We start from the raw sequence: 19,104 nt of genomic DNA on the forward strand, positions 1-19,104 counted from the left end.
ATATAAGTCGACTTTAATCAGGGTATATTTATAATAGAAATTATCATTTTTAGATTTCCAACCCTAATAAGAAGGTAATTTACTAAGATATATACTTCTGATACTATAGTTATACTGAGGAGATTTTGAAAGTGTGATTATTATTGAGATATAATGTAAAAGGGTATCATGGTACTGTAGCATCATCTGCTACCGATATCATATCTAATGGTTTTGAATATCGCACATATGATATAAATGACTATAAAGGCAAGAGATTGCCTAATGATTTAGGATTTGGAATTTATTTTTATCTAGATAATCCTAAAATTTCAAAAAAAGCATTAGATAATGCTAAAGACTATGCAATTAAGTATAAAAAGAAATTAAATACTGACTCAGTATCAGTTATAGTGGCAGACATTTCAATCTGTGAAGACTCTCACCTTGACTTGGACGAAGCAGATAACCTTGAATATTACTTGGGCATTCAAAACACTAATCAACAAAGAGCAGAAGAAATCTGGGCAAAGAGTAAACAAGACGGCCAGAGAAAAAGAAAGATGCTGGACGGCATATTTATTGAGATGATGATTTTGGATTTGGAAGAAGCTATTGGAAGATCCATAAAGACTGTCCAAAAAGAAACTTTCACTTCCTTTGGAAGGGCTCAGCGTTCAAATTTCTTTAATGGTACAGAACTCACAGTCAGAGACGCAAATATATTAAAGGTCGAACGCACCATAAACTATGGATAGGAGTGAAAAAAATGGGTATAAGAATAGGCGATTTCCTCTCAAAAAATCATAAGTTTTCTGAGTCGAGAATTTTAAAAGCTATGAAATTGGCTGGTATGCTTGAGGAAACTCAAGAATATTCAATTCCAAAAAAACCAGTATATAATATCTCATTCAGTATGAAAGCTGAGTATAAGTATATAAATCCTAAAGTAAGAGACCATGAGAAAGAAAGAACTATTAAGGCGGCGTAAATATGGCAGGATTAACTTTTGAGAATTATTTTATATCAAAAATGCATTATGAGAACAATAAAAATTTTGTCAGTGATGAAAATCCTATCGACATAGATCCACATTTTGCTGTAAAAATTTTTAAGAGCGAGCACCAAGCGGTTGTAAATCTAGGATTTACAGCAGGAGAGTTAGAACAAGAAGACTCCCCCTTTCTTGTAGAGGTAGAGATAAGCGGTCTATTTTCATATGTTGAAGAAGAAGCTGACTCAATAGCTTTTGAAGATTTTCTCACCAATAATGCTGTTGCATTGTTATTCCCTTATCTTAGGCAAGTTGTTTCAAACCTAACAGCAGCATCAAATCAATTCCCAACTTTCATTTTACCTGTGATGAATATCGCTCAACTTTTAAAGGAAGAAGGAAACATAGACATTATTGAAGATAGCAACAATTGAAGTTTTGATTATAAGATACAAAGGAGTTTTATCAGGGATTTGGCGATATCCACCCCTAATAAAATTCCTTTATTCTTTTGTCTAAACATCTTATTTTTACAATATTGTTGCTCTTTATTAAGCAAATAAACATTTCACATACCTATCGTACAGATGAAAAGCCTCTGTGCTTCCCCTCCCCTGGACTTCCGGGACAGGGCTTTATTCATGCCGGGCCGCTTTGACCGGGGAATGGGATTATGCAACAATGAATATAAATGAACGATTGGAGGGATCGGTATGGCGGAAGACAGAATAGAGAGCAAGGGTGTCGTTGTGGTGATCATCGCCGCAGCTTTTTTATTGACCTTCAACCAATTCCTATTGATCACCGCATTCCCGACGATCATGGCGGAGTTCGACATCAACGCCACACAAGTCCAGTGGCTGACGAATGCCTTCATCCTCGTCACACTGATATTCATCCCGATGTCGGGGTACCTGTCGACCACCTACTCCGCCCGGACACTCGTCATCTTCTCGCTCACCTGCCTGCTCATCGGTACGGCGATCGGCGGTTGGTCGCCGAACTTCGGCATCCTGCTCCTCTCACGCATGATCCAGGCGATTGGTGCGGGGATCATCCTGCCGCTCATCCAGACGATACTGCTCATCGTCTTCCCCTACCACAGGCGGGGGTTCGCCATGGGGCTGCTCGGTGCGGTGACGAACATCGCGCCCGCTTCCGCCCCGTCGATCTCGGGCATCATCATCGACTACCTCGACTGGCGGTCGCTACACTGGGTGATCCTGCCGTTCATCCTGATCACCGTCGTCATGGCCCTGTTCCTGATGAAGAACGTGCTTGAACAGAACCGGACAACGCTCGATCTCCGCTCGGTCGCCCTGTCCGCATCGGGCTTCGCCCTTTTCATCCTGGGACTCAGCAACATCAGCGTATACGGCTTCCTGAGCCTGTGGTCGATCCTGCCGATGGCGGTCGGAATCGTGAGTGTGCTGTTCTTCATCCACCGTCAGTTCAGCATCCCGACGCCGGTATTGAATTTGAATCTTTTCCGCAACCGGACGTTCAGCCTCGCCATCATACTGATTTTCATCAATATGATGCTGCTCTTATCGACGGAGACGATACTGCCGATGTTTGCACAGGATGCGCTTGGCACAAGCGCCTTCCTGTCCGGCTTCCTGCTCGTACCGGGGACGATCATCCTGTCCATCATCACATTCGTCTCCGGCAACCTGTATGACCGCTATGGGGGCAAGCGGATCGCCACAATCGGGTTCGCGTGCACCGCCGTGTCACTCGGGCTGATCAACACCGTCGGCATGGAGGATTCTCCCTACTGGATCATGGTGTACTTCTGTCTGTTCATGACCGGCTTCGGATTGACGCTCATGCCGCTCGTCACCGTCAGCATGTCCGAGCTCGGGAAGGCGGACATCCCGCATGGCTCCGCCATCGTCAACACCGTGCGCCAGTTCGCCATGGCCTTCGGCATCATTATACTGACATCCATCATCAGCATCACCGTCGCCGTGATGGATGCGCCGTATGCCACAAGCACTTATTGGGGCACATCCTATGCCCTCATCGTCATGGCCGGGCTTGCAGTGCTTGGTTTCATATTGACGCTCAGGTTGAAGGAAACGAGATACTGAAAAAATCGCCTTGCGGGTCTATCCGCAAGGCGATTCTTCATTTCTCTTCCAATGTATTGATGTAGCGCTCCAGTCTGTCGGCCGCTTCCTTGAGTTCCGCCATGCTGCAGGCAAATGAGAGGCGGATGTGCCCCTCACCATATTCCGAGAACGAGCGGCCCGGTACGACGGCGAGCTGCGTCGCCTCAAGCAGGTTGGTCGCGAATCGGAACGAGTCGGTGTCGTACTTCCTGATCGACGGGAAGATGTAGAACGCCCCTGCCGGCTTCGGCACTTCGAGTCCCATGTCGAGGAGACGACGATAGATGTAGTCTCGCCTTTCAATGTAGGCTTCATTCATCTCCTTCGGCACATGACGATGGTGCTTCAGTGCCTCGATCGCTGCATACTGGCTCGGAAGTGCGGCACAGATGGTGTTGTAGAGATGCACGGCGGTGACATCCTCCATGATGGTCCTGTGCCCGACGACATATCCGATGCGCCAGCCGGTCATGGCATGCGACTTGCTGAGGCCGTTGACGACGAGCACCTGCTCCTTGATGTCCGTATAGCTTGCCAGGCTGATGTGTTCCCCTTCAAGCGTATTCTCCGCATAGATCTCATCAGTGATGACGAAGATGTCATGCTTCCTGAACACTTCGACGAGTGCATCCATCTGCGGCTTCGTATAGGTGACGCCGGTCGGGTTCGTCGGATAGTTGAGCAGTACGGCCTTCGTCTTCTCCGTAATATTCGACTCGATCAGTTCCGGTGTCGCAATGTGGCCCGTCGGGGTCATGTCTACGAACTTCGTCACGGCTCCACACAGTTCGATGATCGGCTCGTAGCCAAGATAAGTCGGTGCGGGGATGAGCACTTCATCACCCGGGTCCAGGATGGCGCGCAGGATGCCGTCGATCCCCTCACTGCCTCCGACCGTGACGAGCACCTCACCGTCCGGATCGTATTCCGCACCATGCACCTCACGGTAGTACTGGCTGATCGTCTCCCGGAGTTCGAAGAGTCCCGTATTGTGCGAGTACTTCATCGATTTCGTATTGATTGCCTCAATCGCTGCATCCTTGATCGGCTGCGGCGTCTCGAAGTCCGGCTGGCCGAGCGTCAGATCCACCGCATCCGGGAACTCCTCCACCCGGTTAGCAAACTGCCGCGTGCCCGGGACCTCGATATCCTTCATTTTTTTGTTCGCCTGTGGCATCGTATCCCTCTTTCCCATTGATTTCCCTACCGATTATAACAGATGGCTTGTTTTTTGACTTCGATCTATCCATTTATATGAAAGTATATGCAACCGATTAATTTTAATCATTTCGTATGCCATCAAAAAATCGGTAGATAGACACTCTGAAGCATCTACTTACCGACATTTTTTAAAATAATGTTGAACTCAAAGGGATAAGATGAAAATAATCGTTCTGAGAATGATGTAGAAAATCAAAAAGAGTGTGAGGGCTCGCGCGTACCCATGTTGACCCTCTTTTCGGAATTTCACTATGGCAAAAATCAAAAGCGCAGGGAATAATATGTAGCCTACGAGGACGTGGTCCAGGACATCCATTAAAATTTCTAATCACCTTCCTTGAAAAGCGATGTATAGATAGAGATTACGTTTAAAGTCAACTTCTCTAGTACATTTGTAGTCTATGCAGCCATATACAGCGATGCGTCCAGGCACAGTAATGGAGGCTCTTCTTTTCCAAGTCCTCCTGCTGATATACGGTCCTGAACCCGCCTAGTTTTTCAGACTGTTTATCGTTAATGATGCTATGAAAGATAAGGAATTGATTAATAGGAGTGACAGAAGAACTATAGTAATATCATTCACATAATCAACAGCGACTAAAAAAGAAAATATGATGATACTTATATTCGTCATATGATGAGAAAAGAAACCACTTTTATAACCAATCCATTTCGTTCTCTCATCACGAGGTTCGCTGGATTTGAAAAAATATTCCTCAATGAGTCCTGTTAAACCTATCGTGATCACAACTATATTAAACAAAAGTAAATCTGTGTGATTCAAAAGTATACTCCCAACACCAACCATCACTAATAGAATATAAACAATGTAATTTATAGCATTTGAATGAGCAGGACATTCTTCTTTTTCATTCAAATTCATTTTTATTCCTCCTTGTACTTGAATAGATCTTCAATACTGGCTTCGAATAATCTTTCTAACTTTCGTTTGTCAAAATAAGCTGGACAGTTCCTTCTCACCCAAGTAACTTAAGACACTTTCATCGGTAATGTGAACGCCTTAAAGGTTCTGCGTTTGAACATGCGGTATCCAATTCGCAGCCACTTTCTCCATCACGTGGGGTTGCTGCGCTTCAGGCAACACTATATGTTTTCTACCACACCATTTTTTGTTTCCTTTATAACAATGATAATAGTCCAGCTATGAGCAATCGGTATTTCTTGATGGAAGTAGGCTTCTGTGATTACCAGTTCGCCCGTCGGAATGTGGGTTTCGGTCATGCGTAATCACTCTATGATTTTCCTTGACCGGAAAACTCGTTTTGAATGTATCACGTCCGACTCTTTTTAGGTGTCTAGCTTAATTTTAAAATCCGTGATGTTAAAAATCACCTTCTTTATTGGAACAGAATTTACAAGTAAAAGTACTTAAATTAACCGGATAATATCAATCAACCGATATTTGAATTAACCGGTTTATTTAACTTTTCTTTAGATTCATCATAAATTTCTTTAGGGAAATTGAAGAGTCTAAGAAGTTCAATGGCATTTGATGTTTGGGCTGGTCCTTTTTTAATTTTGTAATCAAAGAATATATCTTCATCCTCAAGGACTTCAGAAAAATGATACATTATCATATCGTTAATCAGCGATTCAGTCAGTTCGATATCATGTGTGGCGGCAATCATAGAGACCCTATCGTCAGCATTTAAGAATCTCAATAGCACTTCTGCTGCAGCTAAACGTTCTTTCGTATTTGTACCTTTAAATATTTCATCTATGAAGCAGTATATATTATGATCACTAACTTCTAATGTGTCGATGATTCTTTTTAGAGACTTGACTTCGCTAATAAAATAACTGTCACCTTCAGAAATACTATCTGATATATCCATTGATGAAAATACTTTACCCGGTACATATTCAAAATGTTTACTAGTCGATGTCGATATTCCATTGCTCAAAATCACATTTAATGCTAAGGATTTCATAAAAGTAGACTTTCCTGATGCATTTGATCCAGTGAGTAAAATATTATGACTTAGATCAATTGAATTGCTAACAGGCTCCGAAATAAGGGGATGGTATACCGATGTAGTTTTCAAGTTACCCTTATTCTTTCTGCTTGGGATAGAATAATAAGGTAATGTCTTTCGCCACATGGCTACTGAATAGTTTAAATCTATTCCTGCAACGAATTGCCAACACTTTTCATAAGTGTCCTTATTATTATTTAGTACTTTAATAATATAATGATACACATGGTAATCTAGAACAAATGCATTCTTAATTCCTGTTAGCATTTGGAGAAACAAATTATTTTGATCAGTATTTTCATTTATTAGTAGGGCACTAACCAATTGTAAATTCTTCACTTTACCTTTAATTTCAATCTGATCTTCAGTTTCTTTTTTTAGATAATTATTAAGCTGAGAAGCAACATTGATAATATTAAGGCCATAGAATAGATTCGAATATTCATCTTCGTGTCTAGATTTATGCTTATATGAAATAATCATATTAATAAGCAGGGACCCAATTATTGTGAAAATTCCTAAAAGGAAATTGATAGATATTAAAAAGATTCCTATTAAAGATAAGAAACTAAGTAGTAAATATTGTGGCCGATATTTCTCTGACTTTGAATAATTGCGATTGAAAAAGTATTTTGAAGTATTGGAGTTCGGTTGTTTCGATAATTTCGAAAGAATTAACGTGATTTTTTCCCGCCATGTAATATCTTCTTCAAATTTTTGAACGAGGTTTTCTTTGATATCATCACATTCTGCAACGTTTCTTAATGCTACATAAAGGCGCTCTTCTCCTATAGTTGTAAAAGCGTAATTAATTTCTTCTAAGAGTCTATCCATATCTAAATCGCGCCATGTAATATCGTCTACTTCAGCAGTTTTATCTACTTTAGCGCCAGCTGTTAAGTTTCGATAGTAATTATCGAAATTAATAAACGACTCATTGTATTCTAGCCATTTTGAATGACTCTCCCATAGATTTTTGATTTCTTTTTTTCTCTTTTTATTCTCTGATAATGTTAAAAGTGTAGTTACAGCAATAATTATTAACACAGTACCCAAATAAAAGTATAACGTAGACATTTTTTTCATCCTTTTTTAAAACTTTTCGTTTGTCAGGATACACCAGGAAGATGAGAAAAAGACATCTAACTTAGATGTCTTTTTTTAATGAAACAAGTGCCTCTTTCTTTTCTCGTAAATCTTTAAATTTTTCTTTAGCTTCTTTGTCAGAATAATATACCATCAAAGAATTATCGTAAATCAGTTTTGCCTGCTTCTTTCCTTCAGCATCAAGTTCTTTTGAGATTTTAGACTCTAAACCCATAATCTCCTGAAGTAAATCATCGCTTTTTTGATTATAACTCAGTTCCTCTTCTTTTACTTTAGACTCTATAATCCCATCTCTTATAGCAGCCCTTATAACAAAATAAAAGATGATTGCAGCAAATAATATGTATATAAATACCATAATTACCTCCCTATTCACTATATTATCATATTATATTCATTCTTATTTCCTTTTATTGTTAATAGCCAAGTTGAGTTCTCATGCGCTTTATACCGAGCATTGCTTCTAATATAAAATTCAATGCTTTTTGAAAATATCATGGACATGAACTTCATTTTCCTTTATCATTACAATATTCATAAAAATACATAAAAGGGGATTAATTATGCATTTCTCTAGAGAGACCAAGATAAAGACATGGACGGTATCGACCATCGCCCTCCTGCTCTTCATCGTTCCGGTCTACTTCAATGGCCAATGGACCATCATCCTCGGCATATTCGCCGATTATATACTGACGGGACTGGAAGGTTCCATCCCGACGATCATCACCGTCATCATGTCGTTCTTCCTGATTGTGACCATATACGGGACACTGATCAACCGAAGCAGCTTCAAGAATGCACCTAAAATGCGCGATATATTCGTCCTCGACTGGCTGTGGTTCACACTGCGGGTACTCGGTACCTTGTTTGCAATCATGACCGTCACCGGCTTCGGTCCGGAGGCGATCACGAGTGACCTCACAGGCGGCACGATGATGAACAGCCTCGTGCCGATACTCGCCACATGGCTCCTCCTTGCCGCCTTCCTCATGCCGCTTCTGATGAACTTCGGCCTGATGGAATTCATCGGCACATTCCTGGAACCCGTCATCCGCCCGTTGTACAAAGTACCGGGACGCTCCTCGATCGATACGCTCGCTTCATGGATGGGCAGCAGTCCGGTCGGCGTCATGATCACGACCCAGCAGTACGAGCGCGGGTTCTATACGAAGCGCGAGGCGATGAACATCGCCACCAACTTCTCGGTACTCTCGATTCCCTTCAGTCTGGTGATTGCGACATTCATCGGCATCGAGGAGTACTTCCTGCAGTTCTATCTGACGATGGCCATCGCCTGTATCCTTACGGCCCTTGTCATGGTGCGCATTCCGCCACTCTCCCGTAAGGAGGATACGTACTACGAGGTGACCGGAAAACAGATCGATGACCGGTCAACGGAAGGCACAATGCTCAAGACGGCGACGACGCGCGCCTACAAGCGTGCGGATGAAAGCGATGGCGCGAAAAGCATCGCCCGCGACGGTACGGTGAATGTCATCGACATCTACGGCGGACTGATTCCGGTCGTCATCGCCATCGGCACACTCGCCCTGATCGTGGCGGAATACACACCGGTGTTCACGTACTTGAGCTATCCGGTCCAGTTCGTCCTCACACTGATCAATGTACCGGAAGCCGCGGCTGCAGCGCCTGCATTCATCATCGGCGTGACCGACATGTTCCTGCCGTCCGTCATCGGATCCGGCATCGAGAGCGACTTCACGAAATTCATGATCGCCGTCATGTCACTCACACAGATCATCTACTTCTCGGAAGTCGGTGCCCTCTTGCTGAAGTCGAAGATTCCCGTCTCCGTGTGGGAACTGATTGCGATATTCATCCTGAGAACCATCATTTCATTCCCGATCATATACATTCTGGCGCTTCTGTTCGTCGGACTATAGAATAATCCCCCTGGCGGTGCCAGGGGGATTTCTGCATCTATTTTTCAACCAGCGCTTTCGCCGATTCGAACAGTATGTTGACGGCATGGGGCATGCTGTCTTCGTTGATGTCGAACTTCTCGTTGTGGTGTCCGGCAGCAAGCTCGGTGCCGAAGATGCAGTAGGTGCCCTGCCCTCCATGCTTCTGCACGGCGTTGATGAAGAATGTCGCATCCTCCGAGCCGGCACTGGCATCGCTCCTGAGGTCGCTCGAGAGCCCTTCCTGTTGGGCGATGTCCTTGAGCACTTCAGCCACTTCGAGGGAGCAGTCGGCGCTCTCGCCTTCACCGACGAGTTCGATGTGATGGGTCACGCCATACATCTTCGCAGCACCTTCGATGACCGCTTCGGCCTGACTTTTGACATAGTCGTTGATGTCTGATGTCTCACCGCGCGTCTCGATCTTGAGCGCAGCATGGTCAGCGATGATGTTGCGGCCGCTGCCGGCATGCAGTTCACCAACGTTGATGCGCGTCGCCCCGCCCGAGTGCCTTGGAATGGCATTCAGGTTTAGGACGGCATTTGCTGCAGCGAGCATCGCATTCTTCCCCTCCTCAGGGTTGCCGCCGGCATGCGACGAGCGTCCCTTGAAGGTGACATCCATCTTCGATGTTGCGAGGAAGCCGTTGTTGGCTGCGACAAAATGGTCGTGCGGTACACCGGTGCCGATGTGGGAGGCGACGAAGTAGTCGACATCACTGACGACCCCTGCCTCCACCATGGAACGCGCGCCGCGCGTCCCTTCCTCGGCCGGCTGGAAGATGAGCTTTATCTTCCCTTTGAGCTGGTCCTTGTTTTCCATGAGCTTAGTGGCGAGGCCGAGCCCGATGGTCGTATGCACATCATGCCCGCAGGCGTGCATATTATCATTCGTCGACCTGAAGTCTTCTTTGACAGGCACATGGTCGTCTCCTGTGGCCTCGACGATCGGCAGTGCATCCATATCCACCCGGTAGGCGACGGTCGGCCCCGGTTTGCCTGTATCGAGTGTCGCAACGATGCCTGTATAGCCTTCCGAGACGAGGCCGAGGTATTTCTCTATGGCCCCATTCTCACGCGCCCATTCGAGGTGCTGCTTCGTCTCTGCGTCCGACGGCTTGCCCATGCAGTAGTCGGGATCCATGACGGCCCTCCCGATTTCGAGGTCGTAGCCGAGGTCCTCAAGTATGTCCGCCACAATCGTGGAGGTGCGCATCTCCAGGAATCCGAGTTCGGGATACTGGTGGAAGTCACGCCGCCATTCGATCAGTTGCTTTTCAAGCTGTGTCATTGTATCCTCCCCTTTGGCACTTTTTTTACCCTCCATAACTCTAATCTATATGTATTTTGAAATATTTCCAAATAAAATCGTATTGAACAGAATAAAAGATGGAATCAGGCTTGAATAATATGGAGTTATTGTATAGAATATGAATGTAGCAATCAGGGGCCATAGCTCAGCTGGGAGAGCGTTGCACTGGCAGTGCAAAGGTCAGGGGTTCGAGCCCCCTTGGTTCCATTAAGCGACCCTCACCTTCATATGAAGGTGAGGGTCTTTTTGTGTCCTATCTCCCGTTCTCCATGACCGCGAAATAGTTCTCCTCATTATCTGCAAAGTTGAATGTACGCTCTGATGAGATTGTTTCGATTTTCCCGACCTTCACGCCTTTCCCCGATAGCTCTTCATGCAGTTTGTCGAGGTCATCCGTAAAAAGCATCAGCGAAGGCGTACCGAAGTTCAGCTCCGGCGATAGCTTCCCGATGAGCTTCCTGTCATGGAGGATGATGCTCGTCTCCGATTCTTGTGTGGGTTTAAGTTCGATCCACTTCATATCGGCCGCTTCCTCCGATTCCTAGGCGACGATGAAACCAAGCTTCTCCGTCCAGAATTTCCGCACCGCCTCCTGATCATTCAGATAGAGCATGACTTCCCCGATTTTCGTAAACATCTGCCTCTCCCCTTTTTATGGTTATTTGTCGTACCCTGCTCCTTTGGCTTCGCTTCCCATCACTCACCTATTACCCATGACGCCCCCTCTTGACTCTCCTGCCCGAGCGAAATTATCAGGCAAGTTAGAAATTTCATCTGATATGCTATATAATTCTAACCATCCTAAAAATCGGAGCTGATGGCCTGTGGGTTGGTATATATTCTATTTCGTCCTCTATTTCATATTCATGCTTGGTATGGCAGCATTCTATTTCAGAAGAATCACCACGTACGAAGATTATCTGATCAGCAGCTGGAACACCGGATTCTGGAAAATCACCGGCACCATCATCAGTACATTCTGTGGGGCGGCGGTCTTCATCGGCTGGGTCGGCCTCGGCTTCACCGTCGGACTGTCGGGCTATTGGAAATTCGCTTTCGTCGCCATCGTCTTCTCGCTGATCCTGATCCTCGGATTCGCAAAGCCGCTCAGACGCCAGCGCCTGATCACGATGGCGGACCTGTTCACGGTCCGTTTCGGCGGCAAGGCGGGCGGAGGACCTCGGCGTACTCTATACACTCCACTCCGACTGTCCGGTGACGCCGATATCACCGCTCGACACCATCCGCATCGCGTGCGATCGTGAGACGAAGAACGGACGGGTGCTCGGGGAGGACATGAAGCTGACACGCTTCGAGGCATTGAAAGCGATGACGGTGAACGGGGCGAAGCTCAACCGTACGGAAGATCGCAACGGTACCGTCGATATCGGTAAGGATGCCGACTTCATCATACTCGATGAAAATCCGCTGGATGAAGATATCGCGCTGAGTGATGCACTCATCCATTACACATTCATTGATGGACGGATGGTCTACAGGAAATCATAGGGAAAAGGGATGAAGCAAGGGGGATTTATACATGGACACATTGATTTCACCCGATGAGACGTGGCTCCTGTGGGCATTCCTCGTCGGCTGGGCGGCAGTATCGATCTATCTGGAACAGCGCTTCGAATGGGCATCGAAACTCTCAGGGGCCATCGTCGCCCTGCTCGGGGCGATGATTTTGGCGAACACCGGTGTCATCCCAATCGAGTCGCCGGTCTATGATGCGGTATGGAGCTATGTCGTACCCCTCTCCATCCCGCTGCTCTTATTCCAGTCGAACATACTTAAGATATGGCATGAAAGCGGCCGGCTGCTGATCATCTTCCTGATCAGCGCCATCGGGACCGTCGCCGGCGCCATCGTTTCATTTACATTATTGAAGGACCTGATTCCGGGACTGCCGCATATCGCAGCGATGATTTCAGGTTCTTATACGGGCGGAAGCGTGAACTTCGCCGCCTTGGCGACACGATTCGATGTACCTGGTGAGACGGTCTCCTCTGCAGTCGTTGCGGACAACCTGTTGATGGCCGTCTACTTCCTCGTACTCATCGCCCTGCCCGCATTCGGCTTCTTCAGGAATAAATTCGGGACACCGCACATCGATGAAGTCGAATCCCGGGACGAAGCGGATAAGACCGCTGCCGCTTCCTATTGGAAGCGTAAGGAGATTGCATTGAACGACATCGCACTCGCCGTCGGTACGTCCTTCGTCATCGTCGCAGTATCCTTCAAGCTCGCCGAAATCTTCAGCAATCTGATTCCAGAGGATGCAAACATCTTCCTGACGATACTCAGGGCGATCATCGGTGACAACTACCTGATGCTCACGACGTTGACGTTGCTTCTTGTTACATTGATACCGAAGTATTTTGAACGCATTAACGGCGCCCAGGAGATTGGCACATTCCTGATCTACATCTTCTTCGTCGTCATCGGGGTGCCCGCTTCAATTCCATTGATCATCCAGAACGCACCGCTCATCCTGTTGTTTGCAGCCATCATCGTATTCATCAACATGCTCATTTCGTTCTCGCTCGGCAAACTGTTCAAGTTCGACCTTGAGGAGATCATCCTCTCCAGCAACGCCAACATCGGCGGACCGACGACGGCCGCTGCCATGGCCATCTCCCGGGGGTGGACGAAACTCGTCGGGCCGATCCTGATCGTCGGGACACTCGGCTATATCATCGGCAACTATATCGGGACCGCCCTCGGATTCTGGTTCAGCAGCATGATGTAGGAAGATGGTTGCGGTCGTTGGATGATTTAATTGTCATTCGTGGTTTCCACCAGTGACAATTGGACGCCTAATTGTCATTCGTGGTTTCCGCCAGTGACAATTGGACCCCTAACTGTCATTCGCGGTTTCCGCCAGTGACAATTGGATGGCTAACTGTCATTCGTGGTTTCCGCCAGTGATAATTGGACCCCTAACTGTCATTCGTGGTTTCCACCAGTGACAATTGACCGGATAAAACAGAAAGATGGTGGGAAATCATCAACGATTTCCCACCATCTTTTTATTTACCCCAGACTTCTTCTGCAACTTCGCGCACAAGACGCAATTTTTGCCACTGCTCTTCTTCGGTCAGTATGTTGCCCTCTTCGGTAGAGGCGAATCCGCATTGCGGACTGACGCATAGACGCTCAAGCGGCACATATTTGGAAGCCTCTTCTATGCGCGCCTTGATTTCTTCCTTGTCTTCAAGCGTCGCCACTTTGGAGGAGAAGAGTCCGAGGACGACGAGCTTGTCGTCGCTGACATTGACCAGGGACTCGAATCCGCCGGAACGTTCGGTATCGAATTCGAGGTAGTAGGCGTCCACCTTCTCATCCCCGAAAAGGATTTCAGCTACGGTGTCGTATGCACCCGAGGAGGCCCAAGTCGAATGGTAGTTGCCGCGGCATACATGCGTTGTGATGGCAAGGTCTTCGGGGTGGCCTTCAATCGCCCCCTTTGTTGAGGGAAACGTAAAGCCTGCTCAGACTTTCCACCGTTTCATTGGTGTTTTTGCTCGCCCAGTCCCAGTACCCTTCATCCACCAGCATGCCCCACGTGCAGTCATCAAGCTGGACGCTGCGGCAGCCGGCTTCATACAGTTCGCTGATGACCGTCTGATAGGCTGATGCTATGTCGGCAATGAGCGCTTCCGTATCCGGATAGACTTTTTGTGTCGCTTCAATATTTTCAGGACGCTGCAGTTCGGCGAAGAACTGTGCCGGCGCCGGGAGCGTCTGCCTTGCGATCACTTCTTCATCTGCAAACTGCTGGATGAATTTGAAATGCTCGACGAATGGATGGTTCTCGCCGCTGATCTTTCCTGTCAGTCTTGCGGACTCTGCACGTGTTTCTTCATGTTCGAACTTATACCCATTGTCAACATCCACCTTCTCAACACCGTTCAGTCCCCACATGAAGTCGAGGTGCCACCAGGAGCGGCGGAATTCACCGTCAGTGATGGCCTTGAGGCCGATTTCCTTCTGCTTTTGCACAAGGTCGCGTATCGCTTCGTCTTCAATCAGCGTCAGTTCTTCTTGTGTCAGCCTGTCCTCCTGATACGCTTTCCGTGCCACTTTCAATGTCTTTGGTCTCAGGAAACTGCCTACATTATCAAACCTGAAAGGTGTTTCTTTTCGCGTGCCCACTTTATTGATTACTGTCATCGTCAACCACTCCCTCTATGTATTTGTTGATTTAATCTTAGCATGAGAAGTCGGATATGGTATAACTGATAATATTCATGGTTGGCCATAACTTGTAGCTATAGCAAAGTGAGGGTAAAGCATAAAAAAGTGGTGGAAGGCTGCTTGAGCCTTCCACCACTCTCCATGTTTATTATCGTTCTAGAACATTTCTGATACGACCTTCTGCTCGAGGAAGTTCAGAAGGTAGTCCGGGCTGCCGGTCTTCTGGTCTGTACCGGACATCTTGAAGCCGCCGAATGGGTGGTAGCCCACTACAGCTGCTGTACATCCACGGTTCAGGTAAAGGTTGCCGACATTGAACTTGCGGCATGCGATATGCCAGTGTTCACGTGTGTTCGTAATGACGGCACCCGTCAGTCCATACTCGGTGTTGTTGGCGATCTTCAGCATCTCATCGAAGTCTTCTGCCTTCGCAAATGCCACAACCGGTCCGAAGATTTCTTCCTGCATGATGCGGGCTTTCGGATCCAGGTCTGCAAAGATCGTCGGCTGGATGAAGTAGCCTTTGGAGTCGTCCACTTCTCCTCCAATTTTCAATACGCCCTCTTCTTTTCCGATTTCGATATATTCACTGATCGTATCAAACTGCTTCTTGCTGATTACCGGCCCCATGTAAGTTTCATCTACCGGGTTGCCGACTGTCAGTTCTTCAGTCAGTTCAATGGATTTCTTGAGCACTTCATCGTAGACATCCTTGTGGATGACCGCACGGGATCCCGCAGAACATTTCTGGCCGGAGAATCCGAAGGCGGAATTGACGATCGCATCTGCCGCAAGGTCCAGATCCGCATCCTTATCGACGATGATCGTATCCTTACCGCCCATTTCCGTGATGACGCGTTTCAGGAAATCCTGTCCTTCCTGTACTACAGCTGCGCGCTCGTTGATGCGGAGGCCGGTCGCTTTGGAGCCGGTGAACGTAATGAAGTGTGTCTTATGGTGGTCGACCATGTAGTCGCCGATGACACTTGCATCACCTGGGACAAAGTTGACGACGCCTTTTGGCAGTCCCGCTTCTTCAAGCACTTCCATCAACTTGTAAGCAATCAATGGCGTATCTCTCGCCGGCTTCAACAGGACTGTGTTCCCGGCAATGACCGGTGCCACGGTTGTGCCCGTCATGATTGCGAATGGGAAGTTCCATGGTGTGATCGTCACACCCGGCCCCATCGGCTGGTAGAAGTATCTATTGTGCTCCCCTTCGCGGTCGAGGGTCGGTTTGCCGTCTGCAAGTTCCATCATGGAGCGTGCATAGTATTCGATGAAGTCGATGCCTTCATTTGTATCCCCATCAGCCTCGTTCCATGGTTTCCCCGCTTCATGCACCATCAGTGCGGAGAATTCATGCTTCCGGCGTCTGATGATTGCCGCTACTCTGATGAATAGTTCAGCACGCTCTTTCGGATCCCATTCGCTCCAACTCTCGAATGCCTCTTCCGCAGCTTCCATCGCCTGGTCGATATGCTCGACTGTCGCCTTCGATACATGCCCGATGACCTGCTCCTTATCGGAAGGGTTGTAGGATGTGATCTTATCCTCCGTCTCTATATGCTCACCGCCGACGATGATTGGACGTTCGACGCCAAAATCATTCTTCGCCTGTTCCAGGGCTTCCCGGAAGGCCTTCTTGTTCTCTTCTTTTGTGAAATCTGTCGCTGGTTCTGCGTGATACGGTACTACCATTGAATACTTCCTCCTTCATTTCGCTTAATTGGATACTGTGATGAATGCACCATAAAAAAGCGCTTTCATTTACAGCGCCTGGAGTACAATCATCGAATGTCTCCTTGTGACATATTTTATCTTATTCTCAGGACGATTTAAAGCCTGACGGTCTATCATCTTCCCCGAATGCCCCTCTCCGAAACTTTCAAGCTATAAACTTCTACAAAAGCAGTCCATAAAATTGATTGCGCCCTTTATAAAGGAGGCCATTTGAGGGTTCTCCAGGCCTTATACAAGTCATTTGCTTGATGCAAGCAACTTGGGATAAATACTATCCACTTCTGCAAAAACTGGGGAAAGGGAGCAATGCCATGATGGTATGCTCCCTTCTCACTACGTCACCTGTTCGGGCCGAAAACACGCGGTTCACTGCTCCCCTCGCTGCCCTGCAAACGCTTGTTGAGTGTCTTTTTCCAGTTGTCGGCGAGATATTCACATGCGCACAGGCTCTCTGCAAGACCGATGTTGCTGGTCTGATTGTACATCACTTCATTGCATGCCTCAATCGTCCACTCCGGGCACGGATGTTCCATCCTTTCGAATGTATCCCCCGCCTCGACACGACCTTCCTTGAGCACTCTGAAGTACCATCCGGTACGCCCTGTCTTCTGGATTCTGAGGGCCAGATCGATGACCTTGTGGCGCCGGGCAGGCTTCCAGCATGGCCGTCTCGGCTGCGAAACCTGAACGATTGCTTCTCCAACCTTGAATGTATCGCCAATGCACACATTCGATTCATCCATGCCTGAAACCGCAAAGTTTTCCCCATTACCGCCGACGGGGATATCTGCATTAAGTTCGCGTTTCCATTCTTCATAATGTCTGACCGGGTAGACGAAGACCGCCTTTTCGGGGCCCCCATGATTCTTTTTGTCAGCGACCTCATCCCCTTCAAAGCCCGTTTTGGTTAGATATATCGGGCCTTCCGCGGGTTCCTTGAAGATGCCGCTCTCCCATGTCTGATCCATCTTGTTCTCTGCATCGCTGTGTCCCGCCTTTTTGACCTTTCCGGTGAACAGCCTATGAATTTTCCGATGTTCCATCTGACTCCCCCTCTGATAAATGAAATTATATATCCATCCCATTCGCGTTGAACTCCGTCAGCGGATGGGATTTGGCAAACAGCTTCTCGATCTGATGGTTGATGGCCGTGATGGGATAGCGCTCCCGATAGTTCGTGGCCCTCACCTTCTCATAGGTTGCTGCATAATCAGGGTGCTTCGGATTCTCAAGAATCTCAAGTATCCCCGGCAGCCGTGCGGCACCCCCGATATTTTCGATCGGCGCCGGGCCTTCATAATTCCGTATCATTGGAATGGCCCGGTGGATGTTCGCCGTATCCTGTAGATCAACCGCCACACGATAGGAGTCCCCGTATACATATTCAAGCGGGTTGAACTGGTCGAATACCGCATCGATCTGGGTGAAGCTTGCGGCCATCTGCCTGCCTTCCTGCTCTGCTCCCTTCAGCTGGTCCACCGTTTCGAATATCGTGGTGTCTCCTGTCCTGAATGCGGCATCATGCTTGCGCTGCCAGCCCATCGCCTTCTGGATGACGAGATGCAGTTCGAAGAAATTGATGCCGGCCGGCACGATGATTTCCCTTCTGATCCTGAAACCGATATCTTTGATGGTGAGCTGCATGGCATAGGCGTTATAGTCGCCACCCTGCCGCTTTCGTCCGGCAGGCTGCGGGCTGCGTCTGTGCCGTTCTTCAACCGTCCTGAAATTGACCTCTGCAAGCGCCCGGCGTACGGCTTCATGCATGACGTAGTAGTCGGCGTGCACTTTGACGAGCAGTCCGACCTCCTTTGCCGCCTCCCACCTCGAGTTTGCTTCATAGACATTGAAGCCTTTTTCGACATTCTCCCTGATGAGCGTGTATTCTTCAAAGCCGAGATGAAGCAGGATGCCTTCGAGATATTTCGGGTGGGTGACGACTGAAGTGATGTGCCTCAGATAGTCCTCCTTCTGATGGCCATCCGGCTCGACATTGAGCCGCTTCAAGGTCGCGCGCAGCGTACGCCATGTCAGATTGTCGTACAGCCAGTAGATCGGACCCTTATAGATGCGGTCGAGCTGGCGCACCTCCTCGGGATCCAAAGGTTCATCCTTGTGGATGTACATCGGATGCCCTGGAAGGATGCCGCTCTCCTTCAATATGGCATGCAGGTTCTGGATGATGTCATGATGGATGACGCCTGCCCCGTCACCCGCCTCAAGTATGTACTGATGGTCGATCAGGACAGGATAGCTGGAGACATCATACGCCACATGGTGCAGATGATCATCACTCCCGATATCCACCAGATGGCTGATGAGTTCAACCTCGGTCATCGTCAGTAGACCCGCTACGGGCGAGCGGACGTCCAGGCCGCCCACTTCCGCTTCCTTATAGTCTACAAGCGCTTCGATCGACCCGAAGGAGCGGTCATTGATCAGGTTGGCGCGTACGAGTTCATTCTCCTGCAGGAAATGCATGAAAAACTGGTGCAGATTCATTGTACCGCCC

General features: G+C 47.8%; 15 protein-coding genes, 1 tRNA gene and 3 pseudogenes. 9 read left to right on the forward strand and 10 right to left on the reverse strand.

Annotated features, from left to right (window positions below; all coding sequences use genetic code 11):
* Positions 1-143 precede the first annotated feature (143 nt).
* From EDC33_RS08250 to EDC33_RS08265, 4 genes are all read left to right on the forward strand, one after another.
* The gene (locus tag EDC33_RS08250; protein ID WP_124010818.1) at positions 144-737 is read left to right on the forward strand and encodes a hypothetical protein; all 594 of its coding nucleotides are present in this window, start codon (positions 144-146) and stop codon (positions 735-737) included.
* 11 nt (positions 738-748) lie between these two features.
* Positions 749-970 carry a hypothetical protein gene (locus tag EDC33_RS08255; protein ID WP_124010819.1) on the forward strand — a complete coding sequence of 74 codons (222 nt, stop codon included), beginning with the start codon at positions 749-751 and terminating at the stop codon, positions 968-970.
* A gap of 2 nt (positions 971-972) precedes the next feature.
* Entirely contained in the window at positions 973-1,407 is a 435-nt protein-coding gene (locus EDC33_RS08260; RefSeq protein ID WP_124010820.1) for a protein-export chaperone SecB, read from the forward strand.
* Between the two features lie 279 nt (positions 1,408-1,686).
* Positions 1,687-3,066, forward strand: coding sequence for a DHA2 family efflux MFS transporter permease subunit (locus EDC33_RS08265; RefSeq protein ID WP_124010821.1), 1,380 nt, complete (start codon positions 1,687-1,689; stop codon positions 3,064-3,066).
* Positions 3,067-3,103: 37 nt separating this feature from the next.
* On the opposite strand, the gene EDC33_RS08270 is transcribed toward EDC33_RS08265, so the two are convergent.
* The 4 genes from EDC33_RS08270 to EDC33_RS08285 form a co-directional block, all read right to left on the reverse strand.
* Positions 3,104-4,264 carry an aminotransferase class I/II-fold pyridoxal phosphate-dependent enzyme gene (locus EDC33_RS08270; RefSeq protein ID WP_124010822.1) on the reverse strand — a complete coding sequence of 387 codons (1,161 nt, stop codon included), beginning with the start codon at positions 4,262-4,264 and terminating at the stop codon, positions 3,104-3,106.
* Positions 4,265-4,798: 534 nt separating this feature from the next.
* On the reverse strand, positions 4,799-5,191 hold the full coding sequence (locus EDC33_RS08275; RefSeq protein WP_124010823.1) for a hypothetical protein: 393 nt from the start codon (positions 5,189-5,191) through the stop codon (positions 4,799-4,801).
* A 529-nt stretch (positions 5,192-5,720) separates the two neighbouring features.
* On the reverse strand, positions 5,721-7,382 hold the full coding sequence (locus tag EDC33_RS08280) for a MutS-related protein (protein WP_170156385.1): 1,662 nt from the start codon (positions 7,380-7,382) through the stop codon (positions 5,721-5,723).
* A 70-nt stretch (positions 7,383-7,452) separates the two neighbouring features.
* Positions 7,453-7,770 (reverse strand): hypothetical protein, encoded by a 318-nt coding sequence (locus tag EDC33_RS08285; protein WP_031545702.1) that lies wholly within the window; start codon positions 7,768-7,770, stop codon positions 7,453-7,455.
* A gap of 205 nt (positions 7,771-7,975) precedes the next feature.
* Here EDC33_RS08285 and EDC33_RS08290 point away from each other — a divergent pair, with 205 nt between their 5' ends.
* A complete protein-coding gene (locus EDC33_RS08290; protein WP_124010825.1) occupies positions 7,976-9,319 on the forward strand; it encodes a YjiH family protein in 1,344 nt (447 codons plus the stop codon).
* A 37-nt stretch (positions 9,320-9,356) separates the two neighbouring features.
* On the opposite strand, the gene EDC33_RS08295 is transcribed toward EDC33_RS08290, so the two are convergent.
* The gene (locus EDC33_RS08295) at positions 9,357-10,628 is read right to left on the reverse strand and encodes an amidohydrolase (protein ID WP_124010826.1); all 1,272 of its coding nucleotides are present in this window, start codon (positions 10,626-10,628) and stop codon (positions 9,357-9,359) included.
* Positions 10,629-10,783: 155 nt separating this feature from the next.
* Here EDC33_RS08295 and EDC33_RS08300 point away from each other — a divergent pair.
* Positions 10,784-10,856: transfer RNA gene (locus EDC33_RS08300), tRNA-Ala, on the forward strand.
* A gap of 46 nt (positions 10,857-10,902) precedes the next feature.
* Here EDC33_RS08300 and EDC33_RS08305 read toward each other — a convergent pair.
* Positions 10,903-11,286 (reverse strand): annotated as a pseudogene (locus EDC33_RS08305) (VOC family protein).
* A gap of 238 nt (positions 11,287-11,524) precedes the next feature.
* Between EDC33_RS08305 and EDC33_RS08310 the strand changes: the two are divergent.
* The 3 genes and pseudogenes from EDC33_RS08310 to EDC33_RS08320 all read left to right on the forward strand — a co-directional run bounded on the left by EDC33_RS08310 (position 11,525) and on the right by EDC33_RS08320 (position 13,401).
* Positions 11,525-11,914, forward strand: a complete 390-nt coding sequence (locus EDC33_RS08310) for a sodium:solute symporter family transporter (protein WP_346255835.1) — start codon at positions 11,525-11,527, stop codon at positions 11,912-11,914.
* A pseudogene (locus EDC33_RS08315) lies at positions 11,862-12,158 on the forward strand (amidohydrolase family protein); the annotation flags it as partial. The gene EDC33_RS08310 and the pseudogene EDC33_RS08315, both read left to right, overlap by 53 nt.
* A gap of 31 nt (positions 12,159-12,189) precedes the next feature.
* The gene (locus tag EDC33_RS08320) at positions 12,190-13,401 is read left to right on the forward strand and encodes a DUF819 family protein (protein ID WP_124010828.1); all 1,212 of its coding nucleotides are present in this window, start codon (positions 12,190-12,192) and stop codon (positions 13,399-13,401) included.
* A 280-nt stretch (positions 13,402-13,681) separates the two neighbouring features.
* Here EDC33_RS08320 and EDC33_RS08325 read toward each other — a convergent pair.
* From EDC33_RS08325 to EDC33_RS08340, 4 genes and pseudogenes are all read right to left on the reverse strand, one after another.
* Positions 13,682-14,825: pseudogene (locus EDC33_RS08325) on the reverse strand (5-methyltetrahydropteroyltriglutamate--homocysteine S-methyltransferase).
* 180 nt (positions 14,826-15,005) lie between these two features.
* Complete coding sequence (pruA, locus tag EDC33_RS08330; RefSeq protein ID WP_094906211.1) at positions 15,006-16,550, reverse strand: L-glutamate gamma-semialdehyde dehydrogenase; 1,545 nt, start codon at positions 16,548-16,550, stop codon at positions 15,006-15,008.
* A 380-nt stretch (positions 16,551-16,930) separates the two neighbouring features.
* Positions 16,931-17,635, reverse strand: a complete 705-nt coding sequence (locus EDC33_RS08335) for an MOSC domain-containing protein (RefSeq protein WP_124010829.1) — start codon at positions 17,633-17,635, stop codon at positions 16,931-16,933.
* A 25-nt stretch (positions 17,636-17,660) separates the two neighbouring features.
* Entirely contained in the window at positions 17,661-19,094 is a 1,434-nt protein-coding gene (locus EDC33_RS08340; RefSeq protein WP_124010830.1) for an IS1096 element passenger TnpR family protein, read from the reverse strand.
* Positions 19,095-19,104: the final 10 nt, after the last annotated feature.

Origin of the sequence: Salinicoccus roseus (assembly GCF_003814515.1) — a bacterium.
Taxonomy (GTDB): Bacteria; Bacillota; Bacilli; order Staphylococcales; family Salinicoccaceae; genus Salinicoccus; species Salinicoccus roseus.